Origin of the sequence: Rhizobium sp. AN5, assembly GCF_900215255.1 — a bacterium.
Classification (GTDB): domain Bacteria; phylum Pseudomonadota; class Alphaproteobacteria; order Rhizobiales; family Rhizobiaceae; genus Agrobacterium; species Agrobacterium tumefaciens.
In genome coordinates this window covers 2,693,034-2,707,500 of record NZ_OCMJ01000004.1, presented here as the reverse complement: position 1 = coordinate 2,707,500, position 14,467 = coordinate 2,693,034, and the positions used below count along the sequence as shown (strand labels likewise).

The following is a 14,467-nucleotide window of genomic DNA, read 5'->3' as shown; positions in this document are numbered from 1 at the left end:
CGACGTTCAGGAGGGACTGCGAGACGATCTGCGCATCCTCGTGATGTCCGCCACCCTTGATGTGGAACGCATCAGTGCGCTGATGGGCGATGCCCCTGTCATTCAGAGCCTCGGCCGCACATATCCAATCGACATCAGCTACGAGGACCGCTGGCAGGGTGTGCCGGTCGAAGAGAAAGTCACAAAGGCGATTACCGAAGCCCATGCATCGGAAACAGGCTCCATTCTTGCCTTCCTTCCGGGACAGGCGGAAATTACCCGCACGGCCAACCGGCTGGAGGGGCGTTTTTCCGACGATACAGACATCATCCCGCTTTACGGCAATCTTTCGCAAAAGGAGCAGGATGCGGCGATCAAGCCGGCACCGGCCGGACGGCGCAAGATCGTGCTGGCCACATCGATCGCAGAAACATCGATCACCATAGACGGCGTGCGTGTGGTGATTGACAGCGGGTTGCAGCGACTACCGGTTTTCGAACCGGCAACGGGAATCACGAGACTGGAGACAGTGCGGGTTTCCCGCGCCTCCGCCGATCAGCGGGCGGGCCGAGCCGGACGAACGGAACCCGGCGTTGCGATCCGCCTGTGGCATCCGGGACAGACGGCGGCGCTCAACGCCTTCACGCCACCGCAAATTCTGGCGAGCGATCTTTCCGGCCTTGCACTCGATCTCGCCCATTGGGGCGTTCATGATCCTTCCGCGCTTTCATTTCTGGATGCCCCTCCCGAAGCGGCATTGAAGGAATCGATCGCGCTTCTCAAAAACCTGGGCGCACTCGATGAAAGCGGCGCGCTGACGCGACGCGGCCACCTGATGCGCAGCCTCTCACTACCGCCACGGCTTGCGGCAATGGTAATTGCAGCGGGGAGCGAAGGTGCGGGAAAAAAGGCGGCGATGCTCGCTGTCATGCTGACCGAACAGGGACTGGGCGGAACCGACATTGATCTCGATGAAAGATTGCGCCGCTTTCTTTCCGAGAGAAGCGAAAGGGCGCAAGCGGCACGCAAGCTGGCTTCGAGACTTCTAGATGCGATCGGCGATGCGCAGACTATGAATGAACAGCCAAGCGAGGCCGGCCCCTTGCTGCTGCACGCCTATCCGGACCGGATTGCGCTTCAGCGAGGAGCGCGCGGTCGTTATGTGATGGCGAACGGCCGGGGTGCAGAACTTGCCGAAACCGAACGGCTGGCGGCAAGCAGGATGCTGGTGGTTGCCGATATTACCGGGCGTGCGGCACAGCCGCGCATCCTTTCCGCAGCAAGCATCGAGCGTACCGATATAGAAGAGCGGATGCCGCATCTTATCGTGCAGCAGGATCAGCTGCTGTTTGACAAGGCAAGCGGTCAGGCGCGTGCACGCCGCGTCACGCGCCTAGGCGCCATCATCCTCGACGAAACGCCCCTGCCCCGCCCGGAGGGCGAACAGGCGGCGCAGGCACTTGCCAACGGCGTTAGGGAATTTGGTGTAGGAATTCTTCCGTTCACAAAAGAAACCCAGCAGTTGCGCGACAGAATAGGCTTTCTGAATGCCAGCATCGGCGACCCCTGGCCGGATGTCAGCGATGCTGCATTGCTTTTACGGCTGGATGAATGGTTCGTGCCCTTCCAGCACGGCGCCCGCAGCCTTCAGGATATCCGACCCGGCAGCCTTTCCGAAGGACTTTTAGCCCTGGTGCCTTATGAGGTCGCACGCGATCTGGGCAGGCTTGCGCCGACGCATTTCGAAGCGCCGACGGGCCAGCGACATCCTATTCGTTACGATGCCAGCGAACCGACGCTTTCCATTCGTGTGCAGGAGCTTTTCGGGCTGACAGCTCATCCCGCCATCGCGCAGGGGCGGTTGCCGCTGCTGCTGGAATTGACCTCGCCGGCGCACAGGCCGATACAGACGACACGCGATCTTCCCGGTTTCTGGGCAGGATCGTGGAAAGATGTGCGGGCGGACATGCGCGGGAGGTATCCGCGCCATCCATGGCCTGAGGACCCGGCATCGGCATTGCCGACCAGCCGCGCAAAACCGCGCGGAACGTGATGACGATGAAAAGCACAAAGGAGATGAAGGTGGCTGGCCATCCGATCGAAACAACAAGGCTTGGCCGCGCCAGCCGCAGGATAAGGCTGCAAACCATCGTATGGTTGCGCTGGCTAGCGGTGGCCGGGCAAAGTGCGACGATCCTGCTTGTTGCTTTCGGCTTGAACTTCCCCCTGCCACTTCTGGCTTGCAGCCTTTTGATCGGTGCACTGGCGCTTGCCAACCTGTTTCTCACTGCGCGTTTTCCCTCCACCTATCGTCTGGAGCCCTGGGAAGCGACATTGCTGCTGGCATTCGACCTGCTGCAATTGACGGCGCTCATCTACATCACCGGCGGTCTTTCCAATCCTTTCGCACCGCTGATCTGCGTGCAGGTCATCATCGCCTTCGCGTCGCAGCCGCTTCGGCACTCGCTTATTCTGCTCGCCTTTGCCGTCATCTGCTCGACGGCAATCGCTTTTTCGCCGTTTCCGGTTCCTTGGTATCCCGGTGAGGTGCTGCCGATCCAGCTTCTGCTGCATGTGGGCACCTGGGTCGCGATCATTGCCACGACCTCTTTCGCGGCCTTTTATGCCTATCGCGTTTCGCACGAGGCCAATCAGCTGGCCGATGCGCTGGCTGCGACCGAACTGGTGCTGGAGCGGGAAAAACATCTCTCGCAGCTAGACGGTCTGGCCGCCGCTGCAGCACACGAGCTGGGCACGCCGCTGGCGACAATCAGCGTCGTCGCCAAGGAAATGGAACGGGAACTCGGAAATGATGAAAGGTTTGGCGAAGACATAGCGCTGCTGCGCAGCCAGAGCGAAAGATGCCGTGATATTCTGCGCCGCCTTACATCACTTTCCACCGATGATGAAGAACATATGCGCCGCCTGCCGCTTTCCTCGCTGATTGAGGAGGTGATGGCGCCGCACCGGGAATTCGGCATCCGTCTCGACCTCGTCGAAAAGAACAACCGGATCGACGAGCCGGTTGGCATCCGGAATGCCGGCGTTATTTACGGGCTGGGCAATCTCATCGAAAACGGCGTGGACTATGCGCGGGAAAAAGTGACCGTGACCGTGGACTACGATTCGCAGAATGTCGCCGTCACCATTGAGGATGATGGACCGGGTTATGCCCATGACGTGCTTGCCCGCATTGGTGAACCCTATGTGACCGAACGTCACAACGACACGCGGGCGGGAGGGCTGGGACTCGGGCTGTTCATTGCAAAGACATTGCTGGAACGCTCCGGCGCCACGGTTACCTTCGAAAATCGCGGTTTGAGCGGAACCGGAGCGCGGGTCACAATCGTCTGGCCTCGAGCGCTTATGGACGATAAAAGAGACCGTTGACTTTACCATCCACGTGGAAGCGGCGATAAGAAGAAAAAGCCGACTAAGTTGCCGAAAGGCCTGAGACATGACGACAGAAGACCAGACCCCCATCAGCGCGACAACGGATGACGACGACCCGATCGGAGCTGACAGATCGCTGCTGATCGTCGATGACGACGGTCCCTTCCTGCGCCGGCTTGCCCGGGCCATGGAAACACGCGGATTTATAGTCGATACCGCCGAGACGGTCAGCGAAGGCATTGCCCGTTCCAAGGCTGCGCCGCCCAAATATGCGGTCGTTGATTTGCGGCTTACAGATGGCAATGGTCTCGAGGTCATCGAAGCCATTCGGCAGTACCGGGACGATACGCAGATTGTCGTCCTGACCGGCTACGGCAATATCGCAACCGCCGTTACCGCCGTGAAGCTTGGGGCGCTGGATTATCTTGCCAAACCGGCCGATGCGGACGATGTCTTCAATGCGCTGACGCAGCGCAAGGGTGAAAAGACTGAAGTGCCCGAAAACCCGATGTCCGCAGACCGGGTGCGTTGGGAGCATATTCAGCGCGTTTATGAAATGTGCGAGCGCAACGTCTCGGAAACCGCCCGCCGGCTTAACATGCACCGGAGAACGCTGCAGCGCATTCTGGCGAAACGCGCGCCGAAGTAGAGCATTTACAGTAGAAGTGCGAAGCGGTTTTACATCTGGAAATAGGCTGAAACCGGGCATCACTCTCCGAAGCTGCGCCCGGTCGTCCACTCCGCCAGCATCAGCCGGGTTGCAGCGGTTCTCGAGAAATCCAGCATCACCGATTTGCGGGTTGCGGGCGGTAATTTATGCTCCGGCGCATCGCGAAGCATATGGGCGCCATAGCCATCCGACAGGATAAGCCCACATTCTTCCGGAAAGATTTCGACCGGCACTTCCGGATGGGTGGCGAAAAACAGCCGGTCGCAATGCAGGCGGTATTCCGGCCATTTGCGATCGACACGGAAGTCCTCGATCGAGGATTTGATTTCGATAATCCAGATTTCACCCTTTGCCGAAAGGCTGATGAGATCGACCCTTCGTCCGCTTGCAAGCGGCAGTTCCGGCAAAACCGAATGTCGCATCTCGTGCAAAAGCACCTGAACGCCACGGCGCACCAGCATCGCCTTGTCCGACTGGCGACCGTCGATTAACGGATTATTGTTGGTAAGCGAAAGAATAGTCATGGATAAAGGCTGCTGAGGCGTTTGGCCTATTGTTGCAAAAAGGCAATCAACCGGCAATTTTAAAGTCACATTCGTCCTGCAGCAGCGTATCGGCTTGCCAAGAACGGCTTAATGGAAAATAACCGATTTATCCAATTAAGCCTACTCCTTCGCACAATTTGGCGAATTTTCCGCGAGAACGATATGCGCATCCGTACCTCATTGACTGCACTCGGTCTGACGGCAGCACTGGCTCTGGCCGGCTGCGCCGAAACCACATCCCAATCATCCGGCCAGGTAGCGGCGTCAGTGCCGGTCGCTAACCCGGTTCCGGCAAAGGTCGAAACCGTCCAGATCTTCAACGATGTTTACGGCCCTGTGACCGACGCGGGCTATGCGCTTCCCGCTATCCCGATCAATCGTGTGAACGAGAAGTTCCGTCGTCAGATCGTCGAATTCCAGAATAACGAACGGCCGGGCACGATCATCGTCAATACGCGTGAGCGTTTCCTTTATTATATCCTGCCCGGCAACCGCGCAGTTCGTTACGGCATCGGCGTTGGCAAGGCTGGTTTTGCCTGGGCCGGTGAAGCCTATGTCGCCTGGAAGCAGGAATGGCCGATGTGGCATCCGCCGAAGGAAATGGCCGACCGTAAGCCGGAAGTCGCCAAGTATGTCGAGGCAGGCATGGGTCCGGGTCTTTCCAACCCGCTCGGCGCGCGCGCCATGTATCTCTTCAACGAAAAGGGACAGGACACGCTATTCCGTATCCACGGTTCGCCTGAATGGGCATCGATCGGCACCGCCGCCTCTTCCGGCTGCATCCGCATGATCAACCAGGACGTCATCGACCTTTACAGCCGCGTCCGTCCCGGCCGCAGCACCAAGGTTGTCGTGATCCAGTAAGATCAGATACCAGACAAAGAAAAAAGCCGCCGTGGAATTCCCGGCGGCTTTTTTGTTTCTGGAGCATTCCCAGTAAAAGTGCATAGCGGTTTTAAGGTAGAGCACGTCGAACATTCCGTTCAGACAAGACGTGCTCTGGAGTGCCTGTCGGCCTCAAGCCGCCTGCTTCGCCTTCAGTTCGAGGCGACGGCGGTGCAGAACCGGTTCCGTATAACCGTTAGGCTGCTCCCGGCCTTTCAGCACAAGTTCGACGGCGGCCTGAAAAGCAACCGATCCTTCAAAGTTGGACGCCATCGGCAGATAGGCCGGATCTCCGGCATTTTGGCTATCAACCACGGCGGCCATGCGTTTCATGGTCTCAACGATCTGCTCTTGCGTGACCACACCATGGCGTAGCCAGTTTGCCATATGCTGCGCGGAGATGCGTAGCGTGGCGCGGTCCTCCATCAGTCCGACATTGTTGATGTCAGGCACCTTGGAGCAGCCGACGCCCTGATCGACCCAGCGCACGACATAACCCAGAATGCCCTGCGCGTTGTTGTCGAGTTCGCGCTGGATTTCCTCGGGCGTCCAATTGGGACGCGGCACGACCGGCACCGATAGAATATCGGAGAGTTTTGCCCGGCCCCGGCTTTTCAGGTCGTCCTGAACGGCTGAGACATCGACCTTGTGATAGTGCGTGGCATGCAGCGTCGCAGCCGTGGGTGAAGGTACCCAGGCGGTGTTGGCGCCTGCCTTCGGATGCGCGATCTTCTGCTCCAGCATGGCGGCCATCAGGTCAGGCATGGCCCACATGCCCTTACCGATCTGCGCATGGCCGGAAAGGCCGCATTCCAGACCGATATCGACGTTCCAGTTCTCGTAAGCCGCAATCCAGGCCGCCTGTTTCATATCGCCCTTGCGGATCATCGGACCCGCTTCCATCGAGGTATGAATTTCGTCGCCCGTGCGGTCGAGGAAGCCGGTATTGATAAAGACGACGCGGTCTTTCGCCGCGCGAATGCTTTCCTTGAGGTTGACCGTGGTGCGGCGTTCCTCGTCCATGATGCCCATTTTCATGGTGTTCGGCGCCATGCCGACAAGCTTTTCGGCCCGCGTGAAAATCTCGTTGGCAAAGGCGACTTCCTCCGGCCCATGCATCTTCGGCTTGACGACATACATGGATCCGGCGCGGGAATTCTGGCGACGGCCGGAGGGGCCGACATCGTAGAGCGCAATCAGCGCTGTGACGACGGCGTCCATGATGCCTTCCGGAACCTCGCGGCCATCCTTGTCGAGGATCGCCGGATTGGTCATGAGGTGACCGACATTGCGCACCAGCATCAGGGAGCGCCCTGGCAGAGTAAGTGCTCCGCCATCGGGGGCGGTGTAATAACGATCCGGGTTGAGACTACGGGTGAAGGTGTTACCGCCCTTGGAAACCTTCTCCGTCAGGTCGCCACGCATCAGGCCAAGCCAGTTGCCATAAACCAGCACCTTGTCCTCGGCATCAACAGCAGCAACGGAATCCTCGCAGTCCATGATGGTTGTCAGCGCCGATTCGAGAATGACATCCGAGATGCCCGCCTTGTCACCCTTGCCGATTTCCGTCGAGGGATCGATGACGATCTCGGTGTGCAGACCATTTTTGCCAAGCAGGATCGTTGCCGGCTTTTCCGCATCGCCGGTAAAGCCCTTGAATTGCTCGGCATCTTTCAGGCCCGTTTTGCTGTCACCGATTGCAAGCTGCAAGAGGCCGTCAACGATCTTGAAGCCGGTCACATCCGACCAGCCTGCCGTTTCGAGCGGAGCTGATTCGTTGAGGAAGTTCCGCGCCCAGGCAATGACCTTTTCGCCGCGTTTCGGATTATAGCCCTTGCCCTTTTCCGCACCGTCGGCATCAGAAATGGCATCCGTGCCGTAAAGCGCATCGTAAAGCGAACCCCAGCGGGCATTGGCGGCGTTCAGCGCATAACGGGCATTCATGACCGGCACGACAAGCTGCGGGCCTGCGACAGCGGCAATTTCCGAATCGACGTTGCTGGTTTCGACCTTGAAGCCGGGTCCTTCCGGCAGCAGATAGCCAATTTCCTTCAGGAAGCCCTCATAGACATCAAAATCCGTCGGGGCGCCATTCTGCCGGTACCAGCCATCCAGTTTTTCCTGCAAGGCGTCGCGCTTTGCGAGCAATTCACGATTTTTCGGGGAAAGCTCGTGGACAATGGCCGAAAAGCCTTCGAAGAAGATTTCTGCATCAAGACCCGTGCCCGGCAGAACGTCATCCGTCAAAAAAGCATAAAGCCTGTCATCAATGGAAAGACCGAATTTATTGGTGCGGCTCACATGCGCCTCCTCTTTATCTTAAGGGCGCAGATTGGACGCTGAGGCAGGCGCTCGTCAATTGCGAGAGGCAACCAAATATTATTTCCGTTTTGGAAAGAATGCCGACGATAATCGTCTTTTTCTACAAAAGCGCCTGCAAATCCTTGATGCGGTCGTTCACCAGCCAGCCGTAATAGTTTTCTTCGGGCAAAAGCGGCTGTTCCCCACCTGCGGCGCGCTGACGATTCTTCTGGGCGAGCGCGGCAGCGCGCTGCGCGGATCCGCCGACATTATAAAGCGTGGATGTTACACCAGGATTTTTGGAAACATCCATGTCGGCAATCGACCTGTAGTCGTCGATCGATTTGCGGATGGAGGCTGCCATAAAGGCGAGCGAGCGATCCGGGTCCATGATCGCGGTATAAACGGCGGTCGCATCGTTTTCGTCGAGCTTTTCATAACCTGAGGTTTTCGACACCATGTCGGACAACATCAATGCCGTCAGCGGATTGATCTGGCCGAGACCGAAGGTCTGTCCGGCATAAAAGGGCTGGAAAAATACGGCGCTGAAACGATTGTTCGGATAGGCAACGCCATCTACCGTCTTGCCGCGGAAGCTGTCGTCCCAGACGTCTTCCCGACAGTTCCAAAGGCTATAGGAATCCTTTTTCGACTGGCACCTGGCAAATTGCGAATGCGTCAGAAACTGCGCGATGGTTTCGTCCTTGTAGCCGAAACGGAAGCTGCTGCCGGCATAGGAGGCAGCCTTGACATAATAGGATTGCAGGCGGTCATAGGCGTCGACGTTATAGGTATGCTCGCCGACAATCGCCCCGATCATGTGGATCGGATCGATACCGTAGCGCCCGGCGGTAGACTTGATCTTGCCGATCAGTGCCTTGTCGGAAGACAGGAGGTCGATCACCTTCTGGTATTTACGCTCGAAAGACGTATTGGAACCCTTGGTTCGACGTGCGGACGCCCCGGGAATGCCCGGCTGCTCGGCATTGCGATTGCCAGGCGGGACGACCGTCGCGGCCTCGGCATAAGAAGACGAGACGACGGTGAACGTCAGAGCGGCGGCAAATGCCAGAAGAGTTTTGCGCACGAGCGAATGCCTTTTCTCAAGCCGACCTCTCCCGAACCAAGAGAAAACCGGACCATTCCATAAAGCGGTTCCAACCGGAATGCAGCCTTTCCCATAAACAAAAAGGGGGCTGAATGCGAGACAAGGCCATAAAATAAAAGAGTGCGGCAAATGTGGCCGCACTCTCGTGTCTTTGCTCTCCAAGATACTCAGAGAATATAGCGGGACAAATCCGTATCGGCGGCAAGATCGCCGACGTGCTTTTTGACATATTCCTGATCGATCTTGACGGCAGAGCCACCACGATCGGGTGCATTGAAGGAAATCTCGTCGAGAACACGCTCCATCACCGTCTGCAGGCGGCGCGCACCGATATTCTCGACCGACGAGTTGAGATGAACGGCCACGTCGGCCAGAGCGTCGATCGCATCGTCCGTGAAGTCGAGATCGAGTTCTTCCGTCGCCATCAGCGCCTTGTACTGGCGGATGAGGCTTGCTTCCGTCTCTGTCAGGATACGGCGGAAATCCTCCTTCGTCAGCGGCTTCAGCTCGACACGGATAGGCAGGCGGCCCTGAAGCTCCGGCAGAAGGTCGGACGGCTTTGCCACATGGAACGCGCCGGATGCGATGAACAGAACGTGGTCGGTTTTCACCGGCCCGTATTTGGTCGAGACGGTCGTGCCTTCAACGAGCGGCAGAAGATCGCGCTGCACGCCTTCACGCGAGACGCCGGCACCCATGCCGCCATCGCGGGCGGCGATCTTGTCGATCTCATCGAGAAAGACGATGCCGTCATTTTCCACCGACTTTACCGCTTCGCGCTGGATCATGTCATTGTCGAGCAGCTTGTCGGATTCGTCGCGAACGAGATCGGTATAGGATTTCGAAACCGTGGTGCGCACCTTCTTGGTACGTCCGCCCATCGCCTTGCCGAACATTTCCGACAGGTTGAGAACGCCGATATTGGCGCCCGGCATGCCGGGGATTTCAAAACCGGGCATGCCCGAACCGCTGTCGGCCACTTCGATGTCGATTTCCTTGTCGTCCAGCTCGCCGTCGCGCAGCTTCTTGCGGAAGCTCTCACGTGTCGCGGGTGAGGCGGTCGATCCGACCAGTGCGTCGAGCACCCGCTCTTCGGCGCTCTGATGCGCCTTGGCCTGTACTTCCGCGCGCTTCTTTTCACGCACGAGGCCAATGCCGATCTCGACCAGATCGCGGATGATCTGCTCGACATCGCGACCGACATAACCGACTTCGGTAAATTTGGTCGCTTCGACCTTGATGAAGGGCGCGCCGGCAAGCTTGGCGAGACGGCGGGAAATCTCCGTCTTGCCGACACCGGTCGGTCCGATCATCAGGATGTTTTTCGGCATGACTTCGTCGCGCAGGCTCTCATCAAGCTGCTGGCGACGCCAACGGTTGCGCAGCGCAATCGCGACCGCACGTTTCGCATCATGCTGGCCGATGATGTGGCGATCCAGTTCCGAGACAATTTCCCGGGGAGAAAAAGTGGTCATTCTGTCCTCTCGGCTTTCCTGTTCCGGCCGGCCATTCTGGCCCGGCCCACAGGACCCTTGGGTGAGAAATGGGGGTGAGAAATATGCTTACTCGGCGTCGAGGGTTTCGATGACGAGGTTATGGTTGGTGTAAACACAGATATCGGCGGCGATATCGAGCGACTTGCGCGCCACCTCCTCTGCCGACTTGTCCGTATCCATCATGGCGCGGGCAGCGGCAAAGGCGTAGTTGCCGCCGGAGCCGATGGCGATCGCGCCATGTTCAGGCTCCAGCACGTCACCATTACCGGTGATGGCGAGTGTCGTGGATTTGTCGGCCACCAGCATCATGGCTTCGAGGTTGCGCAGATATTTATCCGTGCGCCAGTCCTTTGCAAGCTCTACGGCCGCGCGCATGAGCTGACCGGGATATTGCTCGAGTTTCTTTTCGAGACGGTCGAGCAGCGTGAAGGCATCCGCCGTTGCGCCGGCAAAACCGGCAATCACTTCACCCTTGCCAATGCGTCGAACCTTGCGGGCGTTGCCCTTCATGACGGTCTGGCCAAGACTTACCTGACCATCGCCAGCCATGACGACCTTGCCGCCCTTCCTGACTGTAATAATCGTTGTCATCAAACACCTGTCTGCCCTGCCGGGCCTGCGGTTAACGGGCCGGCATCCGGCCCTTCTCGGCATCTATGTAAGTTTGCTTTTCACGATTGCAAATCCTGCCCGCACTGCACTGTTTTGCGCAGATCATGCAAGACGATGGAACAACTGGATATTTGTGTCTCGTGCTGATAAGGAACGGCGACATTTTCACGGAGCGGCCACAGATGGCAGAACGTAAAGGCGAGATCATCCGCAAGACCAACGAAACCTCGGTTTCGGTGCGCGTGGATATCGACGGCACCGGCAAGTCGACAATTTCCACTGGCGTGGGATTTTTCGATCATATGCTGGACCAGCTGAGCCGCCATTCGCTGATCGACATGGATATCGAGGTTCAAGGTGACCTGCATATCGATGATCACCATACGGTGGAAGATACCGGCATCGCCATCGGCCAGGCCATCGCGAAGGCGTTGGGTGACAGGCGCGGCATTACCCGCTACGCCTCGCTCGATCTTGCCATGGATGAGACGATGACCAAGGCTGCCGTGGATATTTCCGGCCGTCCCTTCCTCGTGTGGAATGTCAACTTCTCCGCGCCGAAGATCGGCACATTCGACACCGAGCTTGTGCGTGAATTCTTTCAGGCGCTGGCCCAGAATGCCGGCATCACGCTGCATATCCTGAACCATTACGGCGCCAACAACCATCATATCGCCGAAACATGCTTCAAGGCCGTTGCCCGCGTTCTTCGCGCGGCAACCGAGATCGACCCCCGGCAGGCAGGCCGCGTTCCCTCGACAAAGGGCATGCTGGCCTGACCGCCAAAGCTGTCAGGAAGCCCATGACAAGCTATCTCGTTCTGGAAGCCCCCAACGGGCCGGACAGAGACCACAAGACGACCCGCTTCATAGCAGACCGTTTCGTCTGGCTGGCACTTATTGCGCCCTGGCTGTGGCTGGCCGTAAACCGGATGTGGCTGGCCGCGATCGTCGTATTTGCAGTGCTTGTTCTGGCCGGTTGGGCATCAATGTTACCCGGATTCGAACCGGTGGGAATTTTGTGCGGCCTCGCCATTGCCCTCATCACTGCACTGGAGGGGCGCGATTTTCTCGTCCGGCACCTGATCGGCAAGGGCTGGCAGATGACCTCGGTCATTTCCGCCCCTGATCTTTCGAGTGCCGAAGAGATATATTTCTCCGATCTTTCCGAAAATACCGAGCCGTCGGGACAGCTGTCGCAGCCGGTATGGACCCCCTCGCCGCAGAAGAGCGGTGACAAAAACTTCGTCAACGATCCCTCCGGATCGTTTCTTTTCGACTTGAATGGAAGGCGCTGACATGCGCGTCGCGATTATCGACTACGGTTCTGGCAACCTGCGTTCGGCCACCAAGGCGTTCGAGCGCGCCGCCCGCGAAGCCGGCATCAATGCAACCATCGACCTGACCGATAAGCCGGATCACGTCGCATCTGCGGACCGCATCGTCCTGCCAGGCGTCGGCGCCTATGCCGATTGCCGCGCCGGTCTCGAAGCTGTGCCCGGCATGCATGAGGCGCTCATCGAAGCGGTCGAGAAAAAAGCCCATCCCTTCCTCGGCATCTGCGTCGGAATGCAGCTGATGTCTTCGCGCGGTCTCGAAAAGACTGTCAGCACGGGGCTTGGCTGGATCGAAGGCGATGTCATTGAAATGACGCCCTCCGATCCGACGCTTAAAATCCCGCAGATTGGCTGGAATACGCTGGAAATCCGGCATCAGCATCCCCTGTTCGACGGTATCAGGACCGGCGCTGACGGCTTGCATGCCTATTTCGTGCATTCCTATCATCTGGCGGCGAAACATCCGGCGGATGTCATCGCCACCACCAATTACGGTGGCGCGATGACGGCTTTCGTTGGTCGCGACAATATGGCTGGCGCGCAGTTCCACCCGGAAAAAAGCCAGACGCTCGGCCTCGCCCTGATTTCAAATTTTCTGCGCTGGAAGCCCTGACATGATTCTTTTTCCCGCAATCGATCTTAAAGACGGCCAGTGCGTTCGCCTGAAACTCGGCGATATGGAGCAGGCAACCGTTTACAATACCGACCCCGGCGCACAGGCGAAGTCCTTCGAGGACCAAGGCTTCGAGTGGCTGCATGCCGTCGATCTCAACGGCGCCTTCGCGGGCCAGACGGTGAATGGCGAAGCGGTCGATGCCATTCTCAAGGCCACGACAAACCCGGTGCAGCTTGGCGGCGGCATCCGCACTCTCGATCATATTGAGGCGTGGCTGAGCCGTGGGCTTGCCCGCGTCATTCTCGGCACCGTGGCGGTGCGCGATCCCGTTCTGGTTATCGAAGCCTGCAAGCGTTTCCCCGGTCAGGTTGCCGTCGGCATCGACGCCAAGGGCGGCAAGGTTGCCGTGGAAGGCTGGGCGGAAGCCTCAGAACTCGGTGTCATCGAACTTGCCAAACGTTTCGAAGGTGCCGGCGTTGCCGCCATCATCTACACCGATATCGATCGCGACGGCATTCTGGCCGGCATCAACTGGGCCTCGACGCTCGAACTGGCAGATGCCGTGTCGATCCCGGTCATCGCCTCCGGCGGCCTTGCCTCCATCGACGACATCAAGCGCATGTTGCAGCCGGATGCCGCAAAGCTAGAGGGCGCAATTTCAGGCCGCGCGCTTTATGACGGGCGCATCGATCCTGCCGAGGCGCTCGCCCTCATCAAGGCTGCCAAGGAGGTAAGCGCATGACCCTCAAAGCCCGCGTTATTCCCTGCCTCGATGTGAAAGATGGCCGAGTCGTCAAGGGCGTGAACTTCGTCGATCTTATCGACGCCGGCGACCCAGTCGAGGCGGCAAAGGCCTATGATGCGGCGGGAGCGGACGAACTCTGCTTTCTCGACATCACTGCCTCGTCCGACAATCGCGACACGATTTTCGACGTGGTATCGCGCACGGCCGACCATTGCTTCATGCCGCTGACCGTCGGCGGCGGCGTTCGCGCCGTGGCTGACATCCGCAAGCTGCTTCTCTGCGGTGCAGACAAGGTCTCCATCAATTCAGCAGCGGTGAAGGATCCTGATTTCGTCGCGCAGGCTGCCGACAAATTCGGCAACCAGTGTATCGTCGTCTCCATCGACGCCAAGCGGGTTTCGAAGGACGGGGAAGACGGGCGCTGGGAAATCTTCACTCATGGCGGACGTCAGCCGACCGGGATCGACGCCGTGGAATTTGCCATCAAGATGGTCGAACGCGGTGCCGGCGAACTGCTCGTCACCTCGATGGACCGCGATGGCACCAAAAGCGGATACGATATCGGCCTGACACGCAGCATTGCCGATCAGGTTCGCGTGCCCGTCATCGCCTCGGGTGGCGTCGGAACGCTGGATGATCTGGTAGCCGGCGTTCGCGATGGCCATGCGACCGCAGTGCTTGCCGCTTCCATCTTCCACTTCGGCACCTATTCGATCGGACAAGCCAAGAGCTACATGGCCGAGCATGGCATCGCCATGCGTCTCGACTGATTGCAGGAACC

Annotated in this window: 14 protein-coding genes (1 of these 14 running past the window's edge); 9 read left to right on the top strand and 5 right to left on the bottom strand. The window is 58.6% G+C overall.

The window, feature by feature from the left end:
* The 3 genes from hrpB to CRP02_RS25800 all read left to right on the top strand — a co-directional run.
* On the top strand, nucleotides 1-2,032 hold the 3' portion of the coding sequence (gene hrpB, locus CRP02_RS25810) for an ATP-dependent helicase HrpB (protein ID WP_097172665.1). It extends 455 nt beyond the left edge of the window; only the last 2,032 of its 2,487 coding nucleotides appear in the window; its start codon lies off the left edge, out of view; the stop codon is at nucleotides 2,030-2,032.
* Nucleotides 2,033-2,061: 29 nt separating this feature from the next.
* Nucleotides 2,062-3,369 carry an ActS/PrrB/RegB family redox-sensitive histidine kinase gene (locus CRP02_RS25805; RefSeq protein WP_075807707.1) on the top strand — a complete coding sequence of 436 codons (1,308 nt, stop codon included), beginning with the start codon at nucleotides 2,062-2,064 and terminating at the stop codon, nucleotides 3,367-3,369.
* Nucleotides 3,370-3,436: 67 nt separating this feature from the next.
* Nucleotides 3,437-4,021: an ActR/PrrA/RegA family redox response regulator transcription factor gene (locus CRP02_RS25800; RefSeq protein ID WP_003516258.1), complete on the top strand. Its 585-nt coding sequence runs from the start codon at nucleotides 3,437-3,439 to the stop codon at nucleotides 4,019-4,021.
* Nucleotides 4,022-4,080: 59 nt separating this feature from the next.
* Here CRP02_RS25800 and CRP02_RS25795 read toward each other — a convergent pair whose 3' ends face one another.
* Nucleotides 4,081-4,566 carry an MmcB family DNA repair protein gene (locus CRP02_RS25795; protein WP_097172664.1) on the bottom strand — a complete coding sequence of 162 codons (486 nt, stop codon included), beginning with the start codon at nucleotides 4,564-4,566 and terminating at the stop codon, nucleotides 4,081-4,083.
* A 183-nt stretch (nucleotides 4,567-4,749) separates the two neighbouring features.
* Here CRP02_RS25795 and CRP02_RS25790 point away from each other — a divergent pair, with 183 nt between their 5' ends.
* A complete protein-coding gene (locus CRP02_RS25790; RefSeq protein ID WP_003516268.1) occupies nucleotides 4,750-5,451 on the top strand; it encodes a L,D-transpeptidase in 702 nt (233 codons plus the stop codon).
* Between the two features lie 153 nt (nucleotides 5,452-5,604).
* On the opposite strand, the gene CRP02_RS25785 is transcribed toward CRP02_RS25790, so the two are convergent.
* The 4 genes from CRP02_RS25785 to hslV form a co-directional block, all read right to left on the bottom strand.
* Entirely contained in the window at nucleotides 5,605-7,773 is a 2,169-nt protein-coding gene (locus tag CRP02_RS25785; protein WP_097172663.1) for a malate synthase G, read from the bottom strand.
* 121 nt (nucleotides 7,774-7,894) lie between these two features.
* Complete coding sequence (locus tag CRP02_RS25780) at nucleotides 7,895-8,860, bottom strand: DUF1402 family protein (RefSeq protein ID WP_003516272.1); 966 nt, start codon at nucleotides 8,858-8,860, stop codon at nucleotides 7,895-7,897.
* A gap of 188 nt (nucleotides 8,861-9,048) precedes the next feature.
* A complete protein-coding gene (hslU, locus tag CRP02_RS25775) occupies nucleotides 9,049-10,356 on the bottom strand; it encodes an ATP-dependent protease ATPase subunit HslU (protein WP_003516274.1) in 1,308 nt (435 codons plus the stop codon).
* A gap of 87 nt (nucleotides 10,357-10,443) precedes the next feature.
* Nucleotides 10,444-10,968 carry an ATP-dependent protease subunit HslV gene (gene hslV, locus CRP02_RS25770; RefSeq protein ID WP_003516283.1) on the bottom strand — a complete coding sequence of 175 codons (525 nt, stop codon included), beginning with the start codon at nucleotides 10,966-10,968 and terminating at the stop codon, nucleotides 10,444-10,446.
* 203 nt (nucleotides 10,969-11,171) lie between these two features.
* On the opposite strand from hslV, the gene hisB reads away from it, so the two are divergent.
* Genes hisB through hisF form a run of 5 tightly spaced genes read left to right on the top strand, consistent with a single transcriptional unit; the run spans nucleotide 11,172 to nucleotide 14,456 of the window.
* Entirely contained in the window at nucleotides 11,172-11,768 is a 597-nt protein-coding gene (gene hisB / locus CRP02_RS25765; RefSeq protein ID WP_003516285.1) for an imidazoleglycerol-phosphate dehydratase HisB, read from the top strand.
* Between the two features lie 23 nt (nucleotides 11,769-11,791).
* Entirely contained in the window at nucleotides 11,792-12,286 is a 495-nt protein-coding gene (locus CRP02_RS25760) for a DUF2628 domain-containing protein (RefSeq protein ID WP_097172662.1), read from the top strand.
* A 1-nt stretch (nucleotide 12,287) separates the two neighbouring features.
* Nucleotides 12,288-12,938: an imidazole glycerol phosphate synthase subunit HisH gene (hisH, locus tag CRP02_RS25755; protein WP_003516289.1), complete on the top strand. Its 651-nt coding sequence runs from the start codon at nucleotides 12,288-12,290 to the stop codon at nucleotides 12,936-12,938.
* Nucleotide 12,939: 1 nt separating this feature from the next.
* Nucleotides 12,940-13,683, top strand: coding sequence for a 1-(5-phosphoribosyl)-5-[(5-phosphoribosylamino)methylideneamino]imidazole-4-carboxamide isomerase (hisA, locus tag CRP02_RS25750; RefSeq protein ID WP_097172661.1), 744 nt, complete (start codon nucleotides 12,940-12,942; stop codon nucleotides 13,681-13,683).
* Complete coding sequence (gene hisF / locus CRP02_RS25745) at nucleotides 13,680-14,456, top strand: imidazole glycerol phosphate synthase subunit HisF (RefSeq protein WP_003516294.1); 777 nt, start codon at nucleotides 13,680-13,682, stop codon at nucleotides 14,454-14,456. The genes hisA and hisF overlap by 4 nt, the downstream gene beginning before the upstream one ends.
* The last annotated feature ends 11 nt before the right edge of the window (nucleotides 14,457-14,467 follow it).

Bases quoted from the DNA above. Each gene is read 5' to 3' on its own strand.
- CRP02_RS25795 (WP_097172664.1), bottom strand. From the start codon at position 4,566: ATGACTATTCTTTCGCTTACCAACAATAATCCGTTAATCGACGGTCGC.
- hslV (WP_003516283.1), bottom strand. From the start codon at position 10,968: ATGACAACGATTATTACAGTCAGGAAGGGCGGCAAGGTCGTCATGGCT.
- CRP02_RS25800 (WP_003516258.1), top strand. From the start codon at position 3,437: ATGACGACAGAAGACCAGACCCCCATCAGCGCGACAACGGATGACGAC.
- hisF (WP_003516294.1), top strand. From the start codon at position 13,680: ATGACCCTCAAAGCCCGCGTTATTCCCTGCCTCGATGTGAAAGATGGC.
- hisA (WP_097172661.1), top strand. From the start codon at position 12,940: ATGATTCTTTTTCCCGCAATCGATCTTAAAGACGGCCAGTGCGTTCGC.
- hisB (WP_003516285.1), top strand. From the start codon at position 11,172: ATGGCAGAACGTAAAGGCGAGATCATCCGCAAGACCAACGAAACCTCG.
- CRP02_RS25760 (WP_097172662.1), top strand. From the start codon at position 11,792: ATGACAAGCTATCTCGTTCTGGAAGCCCCCAACGGGCCGGACAGAGAC.
- hisH (WP_003516289.1), top strand. From the start codon at position 12,288: ATGCGCGTCGCGATTATCGACTACGGTTCTGGCAACCTGCGTTCGGCC.
- hslU (WP_003516274.1), bottom strand. From the start codon at position 10,356: ATGACCACTTTTTCTCCCCGGGAAATTGTCTCGGAACTGGATCGCCAC.
- CRP02_RS25790 (WP_003516268.1), top strand. From the start codon at position 4,750: ATGCGCATCCGTACCTCATTGACTGCACTCGGTCTGACGGCAGCACTG.